The 15,123-nt window shown below is 72.4% G+C and carries 10 protein-coding genes; 8 read left to right on the forward strand and 2 right to left on the reverse strand.

Going from position 1 to position 15,123, the window contains the following annotated elements:
- Positions 1–137: 137 nt before the first annotated feature.
- Positions 138–3,482 carry a BTAD domain-containing putative transcriptional regulator gene (locus tag ACFXKZ_RS04970; RefSeq protein WP_379996455.1) on the forward strand — a complete coding sequence of 1,115 codons (3,345 nt, stop codon included), beginning with the start codon at positions 138–140 and terminating at the stop codon, positions 3,480–3,482.
- Here ACFXKZ_RS04970 and ACFXKZ_RS04975 read toward each other — a convergent pair.
- Together ACFXKZ_RS04975 and ACFXKZ_RS04980 are read right to left on the reverse strand one after the other, a co-directional pair.
- The gene (locus ACFXKZ_RS04975; protein WP_379996457.1) at positions 3,442–4,284 is read right to left on the reverse strand and encodes an ABC transporter permease; all 843 of its coding nucleotides are present in this window, start codon (positions 4,282–4,284) and stop codon (positions 3,442–3,444) included. The genes ACFXKZ_RS04970 and ACFXKZ_RS04975 overlap by 41 nt on opposite strands.
- 97 nt (positions 4,285–4,381) lie before the next feature.
- Positions 4,382–5,371, reverse strand: coding sequence for an ATP-binding cassette domain-containing protein (locus ACFXKZ_RS04980; protein WP_379996459.1), 990 nt, complete (start codon positions 5,369–5,371; stop codon positions 4,382–4,384).
- A 503-nt stretch (positions 5,372–5,874) separates the two neighbouring features.
- Between ACFXKZ_RS04980 and ACFXKZ_RS04985 the strand changes: the two genes are divergently transcribed.
- Genes ACFXKZ_RS04985 through ACFXKZ_RS05015 form a run of 7 tightly spaced genes read left to right on the forward strand, consistent with a single transcriptional unit; the run spans position 5,875 to position 15,091 of the window.
- Positions 5,875–7,185: a hypothetical protein gene (locus tag ACFXKZ_RS04985; RefSeq protein WP_379996461.1), complete on the forward strand. Its 1,311-nt coding sequence runs from the start codon at positions 5,875–5,877 to the stop codon at positions 7,183–7,185.
- Positions 7,182–8,195 carry a glutamate ABC transporter substrate-binding protein gene (locus tag ACFXKZ_RS04990; RefSeq protein ID WP_379996463.1) on the forward strand — a complete coding sequence of 338 codons (1,014 nt, stop codon included), beginning with the start codon at positions 7,182–7,184 and terminating at the stop codon, positions 8,193–8,195. Before ACFXKZ_RS04985 ends, ACFXKZ_RS04990 begins: the two co-directional genes overlap by 4 nt.
- Positions 8,192–9,466: a hypothetical protein gene (locus ACFXKZ_RS04995; RefSeq protein WP_379996465.1), complete on the forward strand. Its 1,275-nt coding sequence runs from the start codon at positions 8,192–8,194 to the stop codon at positions 9,464–9,466. The genes ACFXKZ_RS04990 and ACFXKZ_RS04995 overlap by 4 nt, the downstream gene beginning before the upstream one ends.
- Positions 9,463–11,757, forward strand: coding sequence for a tetratricopeptide repeat protein (locus ACFXKZ_RS05000; RefSeq protein ID WP_379996467.1), 2,295 nt, complete (start codon positions 9,463–9,465; stop codon positions 11,755–11,757). Before ACFXKZ_RS04995 ends, ACFXKZ_RS05000 begins: the two co-directional genes overlap by 4 nt.
- A gap of 5 nt (positions 11,758–11,762) precedes the next feature.
- Complete coding sequence (locus ACFXKZ_RS05005) at positions 11,763–13,010, forward strand: protein phosphatase 2C domain-containing protein (RefSeq protein WP_379996469.1); 1,248 nt, start codon at positions 11,763–11,765, stop codon at positions 13,008–13,010.
- Between the two features lie 25 nt (positions 13,011–13,035).
- A complete protein-coding gene (locus ACFXKZ_RS05010) occupies positions 13,036–14,334 on the forward strand; it encodes a VWA domain-containing protein (RefSeq protein WP_379996471.1) in 1,299 nt (432 codons plus the stop codon).
- A 55-nt stretch (positions 14,335–14,389) separates the two neighbouring features.
- Positions 14,390–15,091 (forward strand): FHA domain-containing protein, encoded by a 702-nt coding sequence (locus ACFXKZ_RS05015; RefSeq protein ID WP_379996473.1) that lies wholly within the window; start codon positions 14,390–14,392, stop codon positions 15,089–15,091.
- The last annotated feature ends 32 nt before the right edge of the window (positions 15,092–15,123 follow it).

The following is a 15,123-nucleotide window of genomic DNA, read 5'->3' on the forward strand; positions in this document are numbered from 1 at the left end:
TTCTCCAGATGATCGTCCCGGGTTCCCGTGCCCCGGGGCGCTCCCAATGCGCAACTCCCCGTCGCCGACCCCCACCGCGCTCCGCGCGCCGCCGGCCGACACCCCCGGGCGACCCGTCGGGGTGGAAGAGTGGTGGGGTGTACATCTCGGTGCTTGGCCCGCTCCAGGCGTGGGACGACGACGGTCGATCCGTGACGATCGGCGGCGCGCGCCTGCGCGCGCTGCTGATCCGCCTGTCCCTCGACCCCGGCAGACCGGTCTCCGCCGACCGGTTGATCACGGCCGTGTGGGGTGAGGACCCCCCTTCCGGTGCGGGAAACGCGTTGCAGTCGCTGATCTCCCGACTGCGCCGGCAACTGCCCGTCGGGCTCGACTCGGGGCCGGCCGGCTATCGGCTCGACATTCGCCCCGACGACCTGGACGCGCACGTGTTCGCCGAGCTGGCGGTGCGAGGACGCCGGCAACTCGACGAGCGCGACCCGGCCGGCGCGGCCGAGACGCTCACGCGCGCGCTCGCGATGTGGCGCGGCCCGGCCCTGGTGGACGCCGCCGACGCGGGCTTCGCGCTGGGGCCCGCGGCGCGGCTGGCCGAGCAGCGGTTGGGCGCGATCGAGGACCGGGTCCAGGCGCAGCTGATCCTGGGCCGCAGCCAGGGGTTGGCCGCCGAGTTGGAGCAGCTCACCCGCGAGCATCCGCTGCGCGAGCGGCTGTACGGCCTGCTGATCCGCACGCTGCACGAGGAGGGCCGCCGGGCGGACGCGCTGACGCTGTATCAGGACCTGCGCGAGCGGCTGGCGGACGAGCTGGGCATCGATCCCTCGCCCGATCTGGAGGCCGCGTACCTGGCCGTGCTGCGTGGTGGCGATTCGCGGCCCGCGCCGGCGCCCGCGCCCGCCGCCTCCGGGTCGCCCGCGCCCGCCCCGCCGGTCGCCGTCCGCCCGGCCCCGGGCAATCTGCCCGCCCGGCTGACCACCTTCGTCGGTCGCGAGGACGAGGTGGATCGGGTCGACCGGCTCCTCGGCCAATCGCGCCTGGTCACCGTCGTCGGCCCCGGCGGCGCGGGCAAGACCCGACTGAGCACCGAGGCCGGCAGCCGGATCGCGACCCGCGGCGTGGGCGTGGACGGCGGCATCTGGTTCGTCGAACTCGCCCCCGTACTCGACCCGTTGGATGTACCGCAGGCGGTCCTGGGGGCGCTGGGCCGCCGCGAGGTGGGCCTGCTCGACCCGCATCTGGCCGGTGCGCGCGATTTGGTCGACCGGATCGTCGACGCGTTCACCGGCCCGCCCAGCCTGCTGATCCTGGACAACTGCGAGCACCTGATCGCCGCCGCCGCGAGCTTCGCCGGCCGACTGCTCGCCCGCGCGCCGTCGCTGCGCATCCTCACCACCAGCCGCGAGCCGCTGGGCATCGACGGCGAGATGTTGTATCCGCTGGGCCCGCTGGCCCTGCCGCCGGTCGGCGTCGACGCCGCGGACGCGCTGGGCTACGCCTCGGTGCGGCTGTTCGCCGACCGGGCCCGCGCGGTGCGGCCGGGTCTGGCCGTCGACGCCGACACGATCGGCGCGGTCGGCGAGATCTGCCGCCGGCTCGACGGCCAGCCGCTGGCCATCGAACTGGCCGCCGCCCGCACCCGCTCGCTCACCCCCGCGCAGATCGCGCACCGCCTCGACGACCGCTTCCGGCTGCTCACCGGCGGCAGCCGTACCGCGCTGCCCCGCCACCAGACGCTGCGCGCGGTGGTCGAGTGGAGCTGGGATCTGCTGGAGGAGCGCGAACGCACCGCGCTGCGCCGGTTGTCGGTGTTCGCCGGCGGCACCACCCTGGAGGCCGCCGAGGCGGTGCTGCCCGGCGACGACTTCGACCCCGCCGACGTGCTCGACCTGCTCGCCGGACTGGTGGACAAGTCGCTGGTGGACGTGATCGGCAGCACCGAGACCCGCTACCGGCTCCTGGAGACCATCCAGGCGTACGCGAGCGAGAAACTGGCCGAGGCGGGCGAGGCCGAGGCGACCTCCGAGCGGCACGCGCGCTGGTTCATCGACTACGTCGAGGCGGCCGGCGCCCGGCTGCGCGGCCCGGGACAGATCGAGGCGATCAACCGGATCACCGCCGAGCACGACAATCTCGCGCTCCTGCTGCGTTACGCCGTCGACCACGCCGACGCCTGGCTGGCGACCCGGTTGGTCGACGCGCTCTCCTGGTATTGGGCGATGCGCGGCACCCACGCCGAGGCGTACTCCTGGGGCCACGAGGCGCTCGCCCTGCCCGGCCCCGTGCCGCGGGCCCGCCGGGCCGCCGCGCTCGCCTTCCACGCGCTGCACTCCTTCTCCGCGGGAGAGCGGGGCAACGCGCTGCGCTCCTACGCCAGGGCCCGGCTGATCACCCGTCGGCTCGAACCCGACGAGGTGCCCGAACTGCCGGTTTTCATGGAGCTGTTGGCGTCCGTCATCCGCACCGACCAGGCGGCTTTGCGGGCCGCGCTGCAGGACGCGGACGAGATCGACGACCCGTGGGTCCAGGCCATGGCCCGGCTCATGCGCGGACACTTCGCGGTCAACCTGGGCAGCCCCAAGGAGGCGGTGACCTTCCTGACCGACGCCCGGGATCGGTTCGCGGCGATCGGGGACCGCTGGGGCCGGGCCTCGGCGATCTCGGGACTGGCCGAACTGTTGATGTACATGGCCGACTACGACGCGGCGCTGGCCGCCGTGGACGAGGCGCTGGGCCTGCTGGGCGCGCTCCAGGCCGAGGACGAGATCCCGCAACTGATGGTGCGTCGCGGGATGATCCACGCGCGGGCCGGCGACATCGCCCTCGCCCGGCAGGTGATGGAGGACATCTCGCGCCGGCCGGGCGCGCCCGGCGCCTCGCTCACCACCGGCCTGGGCACCACCCTGGGCCTGGCCGAACTCGCCCGCTTCGTCGGGGACTTCGACGAGGCGGGAGGACGCTACGACGAGGTCATCGCGGCGCTGCCGCCGGCGCCGCGACTGCGGCAGTTGCCGCCGCAGTTCATCTGCAGCCTGTACGTCGGCCGGGCGCACGTGGCCTGTGCGCGAGGCGACGTGGCGGCGGCGCGCGCCGACCTGCGGACCGGGCTGCCGTTCGCGTTGGAGAGCCAGGACATGCCGATCCTGGCGGGCTGCGTCGAGGGATTCTCCGCGCTGGCGCTGCTCAGCGGCGATCCGGAGCAGGCCGCGATCCTGCTCGGCGGGGCGCAGGTGGTGCGCGGCCATCCCGATCTGGGCGACGTCGACGCGGACCGGGTGGCCGGGCGGATCCTGGAGCGGATGAGCGTGGAGGAGTACGACCGGGCCCGGGCCATCGGCACGGCGATGACCCGGGAAGAGGTGGTTTCCCTGGTGACGGCCGACCTGCCCGTCGCGCCGCCACCGCTGTGGGTGGCGGGCGACGGGTGGTCGAGCCAGGAGCGGCAGGTCAGGCCCGCCGGTTGTACTGACGCACCGTCAGCGGAATGAACACCAGCATCAGACCCAGCGCCCACAGCAGCGCCACGATCGCGTGGTGCGCCACCGGCCCCCCGGTCAACAGCCCGCGCGAGGCGTTGGTGACCGCGGTGACCGGATTGACCTTCACCCACGCCTGCAACCAGCCCGGCATGGTCGAGGTCTTGGCGAACAGGTTCGAGCCGAAGGTCAGCGGAAACATCATCAGGAACGAGACGCCCTGCACGGTGCGCGGCTGCTTCATGCTCACCCCGAGCAGCGCCACGACCCAGCAGAACGCGAACGCGAAAACCAGGACCAGACCGACCGCGGCCGCCACCGCGAGCACATTGGTCTGGAACCGGAAACCGATGATGGTGCCGAACACGAACACCGACGTGATGGCGACGAAGAAGCGCAACACGTCGCCGAGCACGGTGCCGGCGAGCGGCGCGAGACGCGATATCGGCAGGCTGCGGAACCGGTCGAACACACCCGTGGACATGTCGGTGCACAACCCGACACCGGTGCCCACCGACGCGAACACCACGGTCTGCACCATGATGCCGGGCAGTACGAACTGCAGATAGTCGTGCGTGCTGCCCTCGATCGCGCCGCCGAACAGGTACACGAACATCACGATGAACAGGATCGGCTGCAGCGTCAGATCGATCAGCTGCTCGCTCTGCTTCTTCAACTTCACCAGGCTGCGCCAGGTGAGGGTGAGCGTGTGCCGCACCACGGCGCTCGGGTCGTTGCGATGTGCCCCGGGCGTGCCGTGGGCGGGAGGCGGGACGGCGCTCTTGTCGGCCGGGCGGACGGTGGTCGTGGTCATCGGGAGGCTCCAGGGATGAGGGCCAGGTGGGAGACGATCGTGAGGAGCAGGGCGAGCATCGGCATCACACGTGTGCCGTAACGGTCCGGGAGTCGGTTCACGCGGCCTTCCTCTTCGGGTCCGCGCCGTCGTCCTGTTCGCCCGAGTCCTGGCTGCGGTGCCCGGTGATGGTCAGGAACACCTCGTCCAGACTGGGCAGTTGCAGGGTGAACTCGTTGACCCGGATGCCCGCCTCGTCGAGCCGACGTACCACCACCGGCAGCACGTCCTCGTCGCTCACCGCGACGGTGACCTGACCGCGCTCGTGCTCCACGAACGGCTCCCGGCCGGCGAGTTCGCGCAACAGCTCGACCACGTCGGGCAGTCGACTCGGGTCGACCGGGCGCACCTCCAGGCTCCGGCCGCCGATCTGCGCCTTGAGCTCGTCGGAGGTGCCGCTCGCGATCACCCGGCCGTGGTCGATCACCACGATGTCGTTCGCCAGGTGATCGGCCTCGTCCAGATACTGCGTGGTCAGCAGCACGGTCACGCCCTCGTCGCGGACCAGGTCGCGGATCATCTGCCACACGTCGCCGCGGCTGCGCGGGTCCAGGCCGGTGGTCGGCTCGTCCAGGTAGAGGAAGGACGGGCGCCCGACCAGCGAGGCGGCCAGGTCGAGGCGGCGCCGCATACCGCCCGAATACGTGTCGGGGCTGCGCCCGCCCGCCTCGGTCAGGTCGAACCGGGCGAGCAGTTCGCGCGCCCGCGCCTTGGCCTCGGCACGGGGCAGGTCGAGCAGTCGGCCGAGCAGCAGCAGGTTCTCGAACCCGGTCATCTCCTCGTCCACCGACGCGTACTGCCCGGTCAGCCCGATCAGCCGGCGTACCTCGTGCGCCTGGCGCACCGTGTCGAACCCGCCGACCCGGGCGATGCCGGCGTCCGGTTTGATCAACGTGGCCAGCGCCCGCACCATCGTGGTCTTGCCCGCGCCGTTGGGGCCGAGCAGGCCCAGCACGGTGCCCGCCTCGGACCGCAGATCGATCCCGGCCAACGCGGTGGTGTCGCCGTACCGCTTGACCAAGCCCTCGGTCTCGATCGCGTATGTCATGGGTTGCTCCCCGTAGGTATCCGTCGCATTCGTCCGGCGGGCGCTCGTCGACGGATCGACGGGGCTCGCCGTGTATGGATCCCAGAGTCACCCGGGGCGCCGGCATCGCGCGCACACGCCGCCGGCACCGCCGGCAGCGGGCTGATCCGCCGGCCGGCCGCCCGGCCGATCGGAACCGGTCTCGCGCTCACGTGGGCCGCCGGCAGCGGTAGTGTCCTGGCCCTGAGGGGTCTTGTGGGGAGAACGAGGGAAGACCATCGGGAGCCGTGACACGCTCGCGATAACTTCTGGGTGACGGCGTTCACCGGGCACCTCGGCGGTCGATGTTCGGCGTTCGACGAAGACGGCAGGGTGTGTCGGGTCGACCGGCAGGGGGCACACGCGACAGTGGGGGAGGCAAGGCGTTGGCGGCAGCCGTTCCGATTTCGCAAGCACCGGGTCCGGGGACGCCCGCACGGGCGGCGGGCCGTTCTCCCCGTGCGTTCAGGCCCCGCCGGATATCCGTGGGCCGGCTGATTCGGGTCGGCAACACCACCCCGGGGCTGATGCTCGTCACGGGCGTGGCCCTGGTCCTGATCAGCCTGCTCGCCGGACTGTTCGCGGTCCTGGCGGTGGGCCAACGCGCCGACGCGGCCAAGGCGGTGGCCACCGGCAGCGAACCACTCGGGGTCAAGACCCAGGACATCTACCGGGCGCTCGCCGACGCCGACGCGACCGCGGCGGCCGGACTGCTCGAAGGCGGCGTCGAATCGGTGGACGTGCGCGAGCGCTACCAGCAGGCGATCGAGACCGCGTCGCGCAAGCTGATCGAGGCCACCGCCGCGGGCGCCTCCGGCGAGGTGGCCGACAAACTCGCGGTGATCGGCGTGCAGTTGCCCGAATACGCGCGCCTGGTCGAGCGGGCCCGGGCGGAGACCCGGCAGGGCAACACCGTCGGCGCCGCCTACCTGCGCTCGGCCTCCAAGAACGTGATGCGGGCCAAGATCCTGCCCGCCGCCACCGCCCTGCACGACATCGCCGAAAAGCGCCTCGCGGGCGATCACCGCGACGCGACCTCGACCCCGTGGACACCGCTGTCGCTGCTTCTGCTCTCCCTCGCGGCCTGCGCCGGGGCGCTGTGGTTCTTCGCCCGGCGCACCCACCGCCGGATCAACATCGGCCTGCTGATCGCGGGCCTGGCCACCCTGGTGTCGATCGGCTGGTTGTGGGCGGCCTCCGGCGACTCGCGCGACCACCTCGACCGCAGCCGCAGCGACGGCTGGGGACCGGTCGAGACGCTGGCCCAGGCCCGCTTCCTGACCCTGCAGGCACACGGCGACGAGAGCCTGACCCTGGTCATGCGCGGCAGCGACAACGGCCAGTACGAGGCCGACTTCAACGAGGTGTGGGGCAGGCTCGTCGGCGTCGACGCGCGCGACGGCCGACCCGCGGTGACCGGCATGCTGGCCACCGCCGAGCGGGTCACCCGCTCCGACGCCGGCACGCTCGCCAAGGTCAAGGCCGCGCGGGCCGCCGCCGCCGACTGGAAGAAGGCCCACGACGACGTCATCACGCTCTACGGCAACGGCCAGTTCGAACAGGCCGTCGCCAAGGTGACCAAGGCCGACGGCGCATCGCGCACCGCCTTCACCCGGATCGACGAGGCGCTGGCCGCCGCGGTCACCGAGGACCAAGGCGACTTCGCCCGCTCGGTCCGCCAGGGCCGCGACGCGCTCGGCGGCCTCGGCGTCGGCATGGGCGTCCTGGCCCTGATCGCCGCCGCCGCGACCGTGGACGGCGTCCGTCGCGAGGTCGGGAGGTACAACCGGCCATGAGCACCCGCATCGCCCTGCCCGCACTGGTGTGCGCCCTCGCGCTGACCGTCGCCGGGTGTGGCGCCGGGTCGGCCGAGCGCGACCTCGCCCACCCGGCCGCGCCCCCCGCCGGCGCGCCGCGCGCACCCGCCGAGGCCCCACCGGGGCCGGACACCTCCTGCCCGAACGTGCTGGCCAGCCTGCGCCCCACCGGCTCGCTGCCCGCCCCCACCGCGCTGCCCGCCGGCAGCACCATGGACACCCTGCGCAAACGCGGCTTCCTGATCGCCGGCATCGACCAGAGCAGCTTCCCGTTCGGCTTCGTCGACCCCAGGAGCAACACACTGCGGGGCTTCGACATCGACCTGCTCCGCGAGGTGGCCAAGGCGATCTTCGGCGACGCCGGCCCCAACCGCATCCAGTTCCGAGTGGTGCGCAACGAGGACCGCACCGTGGCGATCGCGCGCGGCGACGTGGACATCGTCGCCGAGACCATGACGATCAACTGCGAGCGTCGGCAGAGCGTCGAGTTCTCCTCCGTCTACTTCCGCGCCGGCCAGCGACTGCTGGTGCAACGCGACGGCACCGCCGACCGCGCCGACTACTCGGGCGGACTGGCCGCCCTGCCGCGCGGCATGCGGGTGTGCTCGGTGCCCGGCTCCACCTCGATCGGCATGCTGCGCCGACAGGCCCCGCAGGTGAACGTGATCGAGGGCGACACCTGGGCGGGCTGCCTGGTCCTGCTCCAGCAGGGCCAGGCCGACGCGGTCACCACCGACGACACGATCCTGGCCGGGCTCCAGGCACAGGACCACGTCTTCACCGTCGTGGTCGGTGACAAGCTCACCTTCGAGCCGTACGGCATGGCGATCGCCAAGAACCGCGGCGACTTCGTCCGGTTCGTCAACGCGGTGCTCGAACAACTGCGCCGCAACGGACGATGGGGCGAGCTGTACCGGGAGTATCTGGGCACCTCGCTCGGGGCCGACACGCCCGCGCCGCCCGAGGCCGAATATCGGGACGCCCCGTGAACCGAGCCCCCCGCGTGCTCGGCCGCGACGAGATCGACGAGTTGATCGTGCGTCACGAAGGCGAGTACGACGGCATCACCGCCGGCCTGATGGAGCTGGAGAGCCACCCGGGCCGGCAACTGCTCGAAGGCGGCACGCTGACCGGCCGCACCGCCGAGCGCTGGGAGATCGGCCGCCGTGCGATCGCGCTGCTGTGGGGACACCGCGAGGCGTACGGCGCGGTTTTGGACCGGGCCCGGACGTTGCGTGGACGGCGCGGCAAGCCGCAACGGCCCGAGCTGGAGGAGCTGTCCTTCCTGCTGCTCGGACAATCCGCCGAACTCGCCGCGCGCGACGTGCCGATCGGGCAGCGCGGCCTGCTCGACCCGGCCATGCACGTACACCGGATGAGCCTGGGCGAACTGGTCGCCGACATGGCGCCGGCCTGGAGCGAGGCGACCGCGGTCGTGGAGGCCGCGGACGCGGTCTGGACCCGTCTGGTGCCCACCTTGGACCGGGTCGACGCGGGCATCGCCGCCGCCGAGGCCGGGATCGCCGAACTCGGCGGCCCCGACACGATGCCGGAGCAGACCGCCGCCTTGGACGGGGTCCGCCGCCGCCTGGAGACGGCCCGCAGCCTGGTGGCGAGCGACCCGCTGGCGCTGACCACCGGCGACGACCGGCGCATCGGCGGCGTGGACGTCGACGCCCTGGACGCCGAACTGCGCCGAGTCGCCGACGAGGTGCGGCACCTGACCATCGTCCGGGCCCGCTTCGAGGAGCGGGTACGGCGACTCGCGGGCGTGCTGGAGGAGTTGGACTACCAGGAGGGCGACACGATCCGGCGGCGCGCGCACGTGCTGACCCGGATCAGCGACAAGCGGGTACCGGAGGTACCGCTGCGCGCCGCCGGCCTGCGGGAGCGGGTGACCACCGTCTCCGGGCTCGGCGCGCAGGGCGACTGGGTGCGCGTCTCGCGCGAGTTGAGCGCCCTGGAGAACGACGCGCAGGGTGCCCGGGACCGACTGGCCGCCACCCGCGGGCACATCGACGCGCCACTGGCCCGGCGGGACGAACTGCGCGGCCTCGTGCAGTCCTACCGGGCGATGGCCGCGCGCAGTGGACACGGCGAGGAGGCCGTGCTCGAGTCGCTGTACGACCACGCCAAGGAGCTGTTGTGGCGAGCACCGTGTGAACTCGACGTGGCGGTACGGGTGGTGACCCGCTATCAGGAGGCGGTCATCGCCGCGCAACGCAAGGATCGTCCGGACGACAAGGGGGACCAGAGATGATCAAGTGCAATCGCCCGCCTTGCCCGGGCGAGATCGACGACGGCTTCTGCAACGCGTGCGGCAACGAGCCGCTGCCGACCGGCGCGCCGGTGCCCGACCCGAGGACCGGGCGGTCCGGGGTCTCCGGGACGGCGGGCACCTCCGGTACGTCGGGCACGGCCGGCACCGCCGGTTCGTCCTCCTCGCGCAGCGCCTCCGGGCGCAGTTCGCGACGCGGCAGCACCGGGACCAGTCGGCGGCTGGGCGGCGGTCTGGTCGAGATGCCGAACGTGCCGCGCCGCAACCCCGAGAGCGCGCTGGCCCGCAATCCGGTCATCCCGGAGGAGAAGCGCTTTTGCCGCAAGTGCGAACAGCCCGTCGGGCGCGGGCGCGGCGGCCGACCCGGGGTGGCCAACGGCTTTTGCCCGCGCGACCGCACGCCGTTCTCCTTCGCGCCCAAGCTCCAGCGCGACGACATGGTCGGCCAGTACCGGATCATCGGCTGCCTCGCCCGCGGCGGCTTCGGCTGGGTCTACCTCGCCCAGGACACCGCCGCGCACAACATGTGGGTCGTGCTCAAGGGCCTGCTCGGCAGCGACGACGCCGACTCGCGCGCCGCGGCCCTGGCCGAACAGCGCATCCTCACCCAGATCCAGCACGCCAACATCGTGCACATCCAGACCGTCGTGCAGCACCCCGACCCGCTCACCGGCCAGGACGAGACCTACCTGGTGATGGAGTATGTCGGCGGCCTGTCGCTGATGGACCGGCTCAAGCAGATGCGCGAGGTCGACCCCAAGGCCGTGCTGCCGGTCGAGCAGGTCCTCGCCTACGCGATCGACATCCTGCCCGCGTTCGGCTACCTGCACCAACAGAACCTGGTCTACTGCGACTTCAAGCCGGACAACGTGATCCAGACCGAGGACCAGCTCAAGCTGATCGACCTCGGCGCGGTCACCGACCTGGCCCGGCCGGGCAAGTTCACCTACGGCACGGTCGGCTACCAGGCACCCGAGATCGAGACCGTGCGGGCCGAACCGTCGGTGGAGTCCGACCTGTTCACCATCGGTCGCACGATGGCGGTGCTCAGCTTCTACTTCGCCGGTTACACCCGCAAGTACAAGGCATCCCTGCCGCCCGCCGCCGACGTGCCGCTGTTCACCGAATTCGAGTCCTACCACCGCCTGTTGCTGCGGGCCACCCACCCCGACCCGGAGCAGCGCTTCGCCTCCGCGGCGGACATGGCCGAGCAGTGCGTCGCGGTGCTGCGCGAGGTGGTCGCGATCCGCTCCGGCGAGCCGCGCCCGGGCGTGTCCGGCCTGTTCGGGCCGGAGACGCGGGTGGTGCACGCCGAGGTGGCCGCGCGCAACACCGAACCGGGCCTGCTCGCGCCCGCGCCCGATCCGGCGGTGATCGCGGGCGCGTTGCCGGTGCCCCGGGTCGACCCCCTCGACCCGGCCGCCAACCTGCTGGCCACGGTCGCCACCACCGACCCCGACGAACTGCTCTCCGCGCTCACCGCCGCGGGCATCTCCTCGGCCGAGGGCACGCTGCGCCTGGTCCGGATGTGCATCGAACAGGGCGACGTGGTGCGGGCTCGGGCGTTTTTGGCCGACATCGACGCCGACGACTGGCGACTGCCCTGGTTCGAGGGGCTGGCGGCGCTGTCCCAACACGATCTCCCGCGCGCCCACGAGTTTTTCGACGGGGTGCGGGGCGCGCTGCCCGGCGAGCCCGCGCCGCGGATCGCGCTGGGCGCCTGCCGCGAGCTGATGGGCCGCCACCAAGAAGCCGCCGCCGAGTATCGCGGCGTCTGGTCGACCGACCACGCGTACGTCTCGGCCGCCTTCGGCCTGGCCCGCTGCCTGCTCGCGACCGGCGACCGGGCGGGCGCGGTCCGCATCCTGGAGAGCGTGCCGGATACCTCGGCCAACCATGTCGCCGCGCAGACCGCGGCGTTGCGCACCCGGATCAGCGGTCGGGCCGCGGCCGAACCGCTGGGGCCGGACCTGACCACCGCGTCCGATCGGCTCGGTGCGCTGCGGCTGGAGGGCGAGGCGCACGACCGGCTCGCCGTGGAGTTGTTGGAGACGGCCCTGGAGTGGGTGAAGGCGGGTGCGAACGGGGGAAATTCGGGCGCCGGGGGCGCGGATGGAACCGCGAGGGTGCTCGGCAGCGAGTTGAAGGAAAAGCCTCTGCGGTTCGCCCTGGAAAAGTGTTACCGCGATCTGGCCCGGCATGTGACGACGCATGCGGAGCGCATCGCGCTCGTCGACCGGGCGAACGAAGTGCGACCGTGGACGTGGGTGTGATCAGAGTGGCTGGATATGGACGACTGGACGCGACCGGGCTCGGGGGCGCCCCGAACGGGGGCGAGGCCGCCCCGCCGCCCGAGCCGCCCGCGACGGCCGTCCCCGACGGGTGTCCGGCCTGCGGTCTGCCCGGCGACGCCGACGACCGCTACTGCGAGTCGTGCGGCTACGACCTGGACATCCCCCCGACCCCGGTGGCCGAACGTCCGCCGCCGCGGCGGGTACCCACGCCCAGCGGACACGGACCGGTTTGCTCCGCCTGTGGCACCGCCACCATCGGCTCGGACGGCTGGTGCGAGGCGTGCGGGCGGCCGTTCAATCCGCGCGACCACGTGGAGAGCGACCTGAGCGGCCTGGTCGCGATGGTGAGCAACCGGGGCCTGCGCCACCGACGCAACGAGGACTCCGCCGCGCTGCGGGCGTTCGAGATGCCCGACGGCAGCAAGCGGGTGGTCGCGGTGGTCTGCGACGGGGTGTCCTCCTCGCCGCGGCCCGACGAGGCGTCGGCGACCGCGGCCGCGACCGCGTGCGCGACGATGGCGGCCACCCTGATCGAGGGGTGCGCGCCGGCCAAGGCCACCAGCGCCGGGGTGGCCGCCGCCGCGAGCGCGGTGGCCCGGATGCCCGGCACCGAGGACCAAGGCAACGCGCCCGCGTGCACCCTGGTCTCGGCGATCATGGCGCCCGGCGAGATCACCGTGGGCTGGGTGGGCGACAGCCGCGCCTACTGGCTGGCCGATCCGGGCAGCGGGGCCGACGATCCGGCGGACGGCGACGACACGCTGCCCGGCGCGAGCACGCTGCCTCGCGGGGCGGTCGGCGAGTCGGACGGGGCCGACGACGAGCAGGGCCGGCGTACCCCCTCCGCGCTGCTGACCGAGGACGACTCGTGGGCGACCCGGATGATCGCGCTCGGCGCGATGACCGAGGCCGAGGCGTACGCGGATCGGCGCGCGCACGCGATCGTGTCCTGGCTCGGCGCCGACGCCGGCGAGGTGCGGCCCCGGGTGACCAGCGTGCGCCCTTCCGGGCCCGGCGTGCTGCTGCTGTGCAGCGACGGATTGTGGAACTACCTTTCGGTGGCGCCGACGCTGGCCGCGATGGTGCTCCCGGACGCGCTGGAACAGCCGTTGGCCGCCGCCCGGTTGCTCACCGGGTTCGCCCTGGACCAGGGCGGCGCGGACAACATCACCGTCGCACTCATCCCGTACCTCCCGCCCGGGGACGCCGCGCGCGGCCCCCTCCACGACTGACCCGAGACGCGAAGGAGTCGGATTCATGTCAGGCGCCCCCGAATTCACCATCGAGATCAACCAGAACGCCTACCTGCCGATGGGTGGACACGAGGTCCACGCCGTGGCGCACATCAAGGCTTCCGGACTGCCGACGGGTCTGGGCTCCGCCAGGCGCGGCGCCGAGGTGATCATGGTGGACACCTCGGGCTCGATGGACTTCCCCTCCAGCAAGCTCAAGGCGGCCAAGCAGGCCACCAAGGCGGCGATCGACACGCTACGTGACGGCACGTTGTTCGCGGTGGTCTCCGGGACCGGCATGGCGTCGATGGTCTACCCGTTCGACGAGGTGCTGGTACCGGCGGACGACCGCAGCCGCAAGGAGGCCAAGCGGGAGGTGGACAAGCTCCGCGCGCGCGGCGGCACCGCCATGGGCCAGTGGTTGCTGATGGCCCGCCGGCTGCTCGAACCGCACCGCGACGCGATCCGGCACGCGATCCTGCTCACCGACGGCAAGAACGAGAGCGAGCGCGAGCAGGACCTGGCCGAGGCGATCGCCTACTGCGAGGGCGTGTTCGTCTGCGACTGCCGCGGCATCGGCCTGGACTGGCGGGTGGACGAGGTGCGCAAGATCTCCAACGCGCTGCTCGGCGACATCGGCCTGGTGAGCGAACCGGCCGACCTGGTCGCGGATTTCACCAGGATGATGGAGAACGCGATGGGCAAGGCCGTGGCCGACGTGGCCCTGCGCGTGCGAACGATCAACAACGCGCGGGTGAAGTACGTCAAGCAGACCTACCCGGTGATCGACGACCTGACCGCCCGGCGTACCGACGTCGGACCGAACGCCGGTGACTACCCGACCGGCTCGTGGGGCGGCGAGAGCAAGCACTACCACATCTGCCTCGAGGTCGAACCGGACGAGGTCAACCCGGGCGGCAAGCGCCGGCCGTGCCAGGTCTCGGTGGTCCTGCCGGACGGCTCGGGCGGTCTGGAACTGGCCAAGGCCGGCGTCTTCGCGCAGTGGACCGACGACGAGGAACTGTCCACCCGGATCAACTCCGAGGTCGCCAAGGTCACCGGCCGGGAGAAACTGGCCAATGCCGTCCAGGAAGGCTTGGAGGCGCGCACGCGGGGGGACGAGACCACCGCGACCGCACGCCTGGTCCAGGCGCTCGAACTGGCCGACGAGGCGGGCGACGAGCACACCGCGAAGCTGCTCCGCCGAGTCGTCGAGGTCGAGGCCGACGGCACCAGCCGGCTGCGCAACGACGAGGAGGGCATGATGATCATCGACGTCGAGTCGCACAAGACCGCCCGCGTCGGACCGCCCACCAGGGACTGAGCGTCGCCGCTCGGCGACGTCGGGTCGGGTAGGGGAACAGGAAGGAGGTCCGCTCATGCACATCTGTCCGGTCGGCCATCAGTCCACCGCCGCGGACTACTGCGACGAGTGCGGGCGCACCATGACCGTCGCGGAGGATCCGCAGCGGCCCGGCGGCGGTGACTGGCGCGCCGAACAGCCGCCCCCGGGCGCGCTGATCTGTCGGATCTGTGCCACCGAGTACACGCCCGACGACCAGTTCTGTGAGGGCTGCGGGCACGAGAACCCCTCGACGGCGATCGTCTACGAGCCCATCGTGAACGTGACGCCCACGGAGCCGGACGACGGGCCGGGCGAGCCGTCATCGCCCCCCACCCGCACCCTGTGGACCGTGCGCGTCGTGCCCGATCACGACTACTTCCTGCGGGTGCTCGAATGGGACGGCCCGGACGCGCACAACATGCACTTCCCGCACGAACAGGAGCCGTGGACGCTGGAGTTGACCGGCGAGTCGATGCGGATCGGCCGGCGCGTCGCCGGTACCACTTCCGCTCCGCCCGAGATTGCGATCAACGACCCGGGCGTCTCGCGTCGGCATGCGATGTTTCTGCGCTGCGGAGACGGGACGTGGGAGGTGATGGACCTCGGCGCGGCCAACGGCACCACCATCAACTCCGGTTACGACCGGGTCCGTCGCGACCCGGTGCACCTGAAGGACGGCGACCGGGTGCACGTGGGTGCCTGGACCACGCTGGAGATCCGACGCGTGGACCTGTGAGACAGGGGGCTGGGCGCCGGTCGGGGTGATCC

The sequence above is a fragment of the Embleya sp. NPDC059237 genome (assembly GCF_042754105.1).
Lineage (GTDB): Bacteria > Actinomycetota > Actinomycetes > Streptomycetales > Streptomycetaceae > Embleya.

What these genes read in the sequence shown, in the direction of transcription:
- ACFXKZ_RS04975 (WP_379996457.1), bottom strand. Translation starts at nt 4,284, where the DNA reads ATGACCACGACCACCGTCCGCCCGGCCGACAAGAGCGCCGTCCCGCCT.
- ACFXKZ_RS05010 (WP_379996471.1), top strand. Translation starts at nt 13,036, where the DNA reads ATGTCAGGCGCCCCCGAATTCACCATCGAGATCAACCAGAACGCCTAC.
- ACFXKZ_RS04990 (WP_379996463.1), top strand. Translation starts at nt 7,182, where the DNA reads ATGAGCACCCGCATCGCCCTGCCCGCACTGGTGTGCGCCCTCGCGCTG.
- ACFXKZ_RS05000 (WP_379996467.1), top strand. Translation starts at nt 9,463, where the DNA reads ATGATCAAGTGCAATCGCCCGCCTTGCCCGGGCGAGATCGACGACGGC.
- ACFXKZ_RS04980 (WP_379996459.1), bottom strand. Translation starts at nt 5,371, where the DNA reads ATGACATACGCGATCGAGACCGAGGGCTTGGTCAAGCGGTACGGCGAC.
- ACFXKZ_RS05015 (WP_379996473.1), top strand. Translation starts at nt 14,390, where the DNA reads ATGCACATCTGTCCGGTCGGCCATCAGTCCACCGCCGCGGACTACTGC.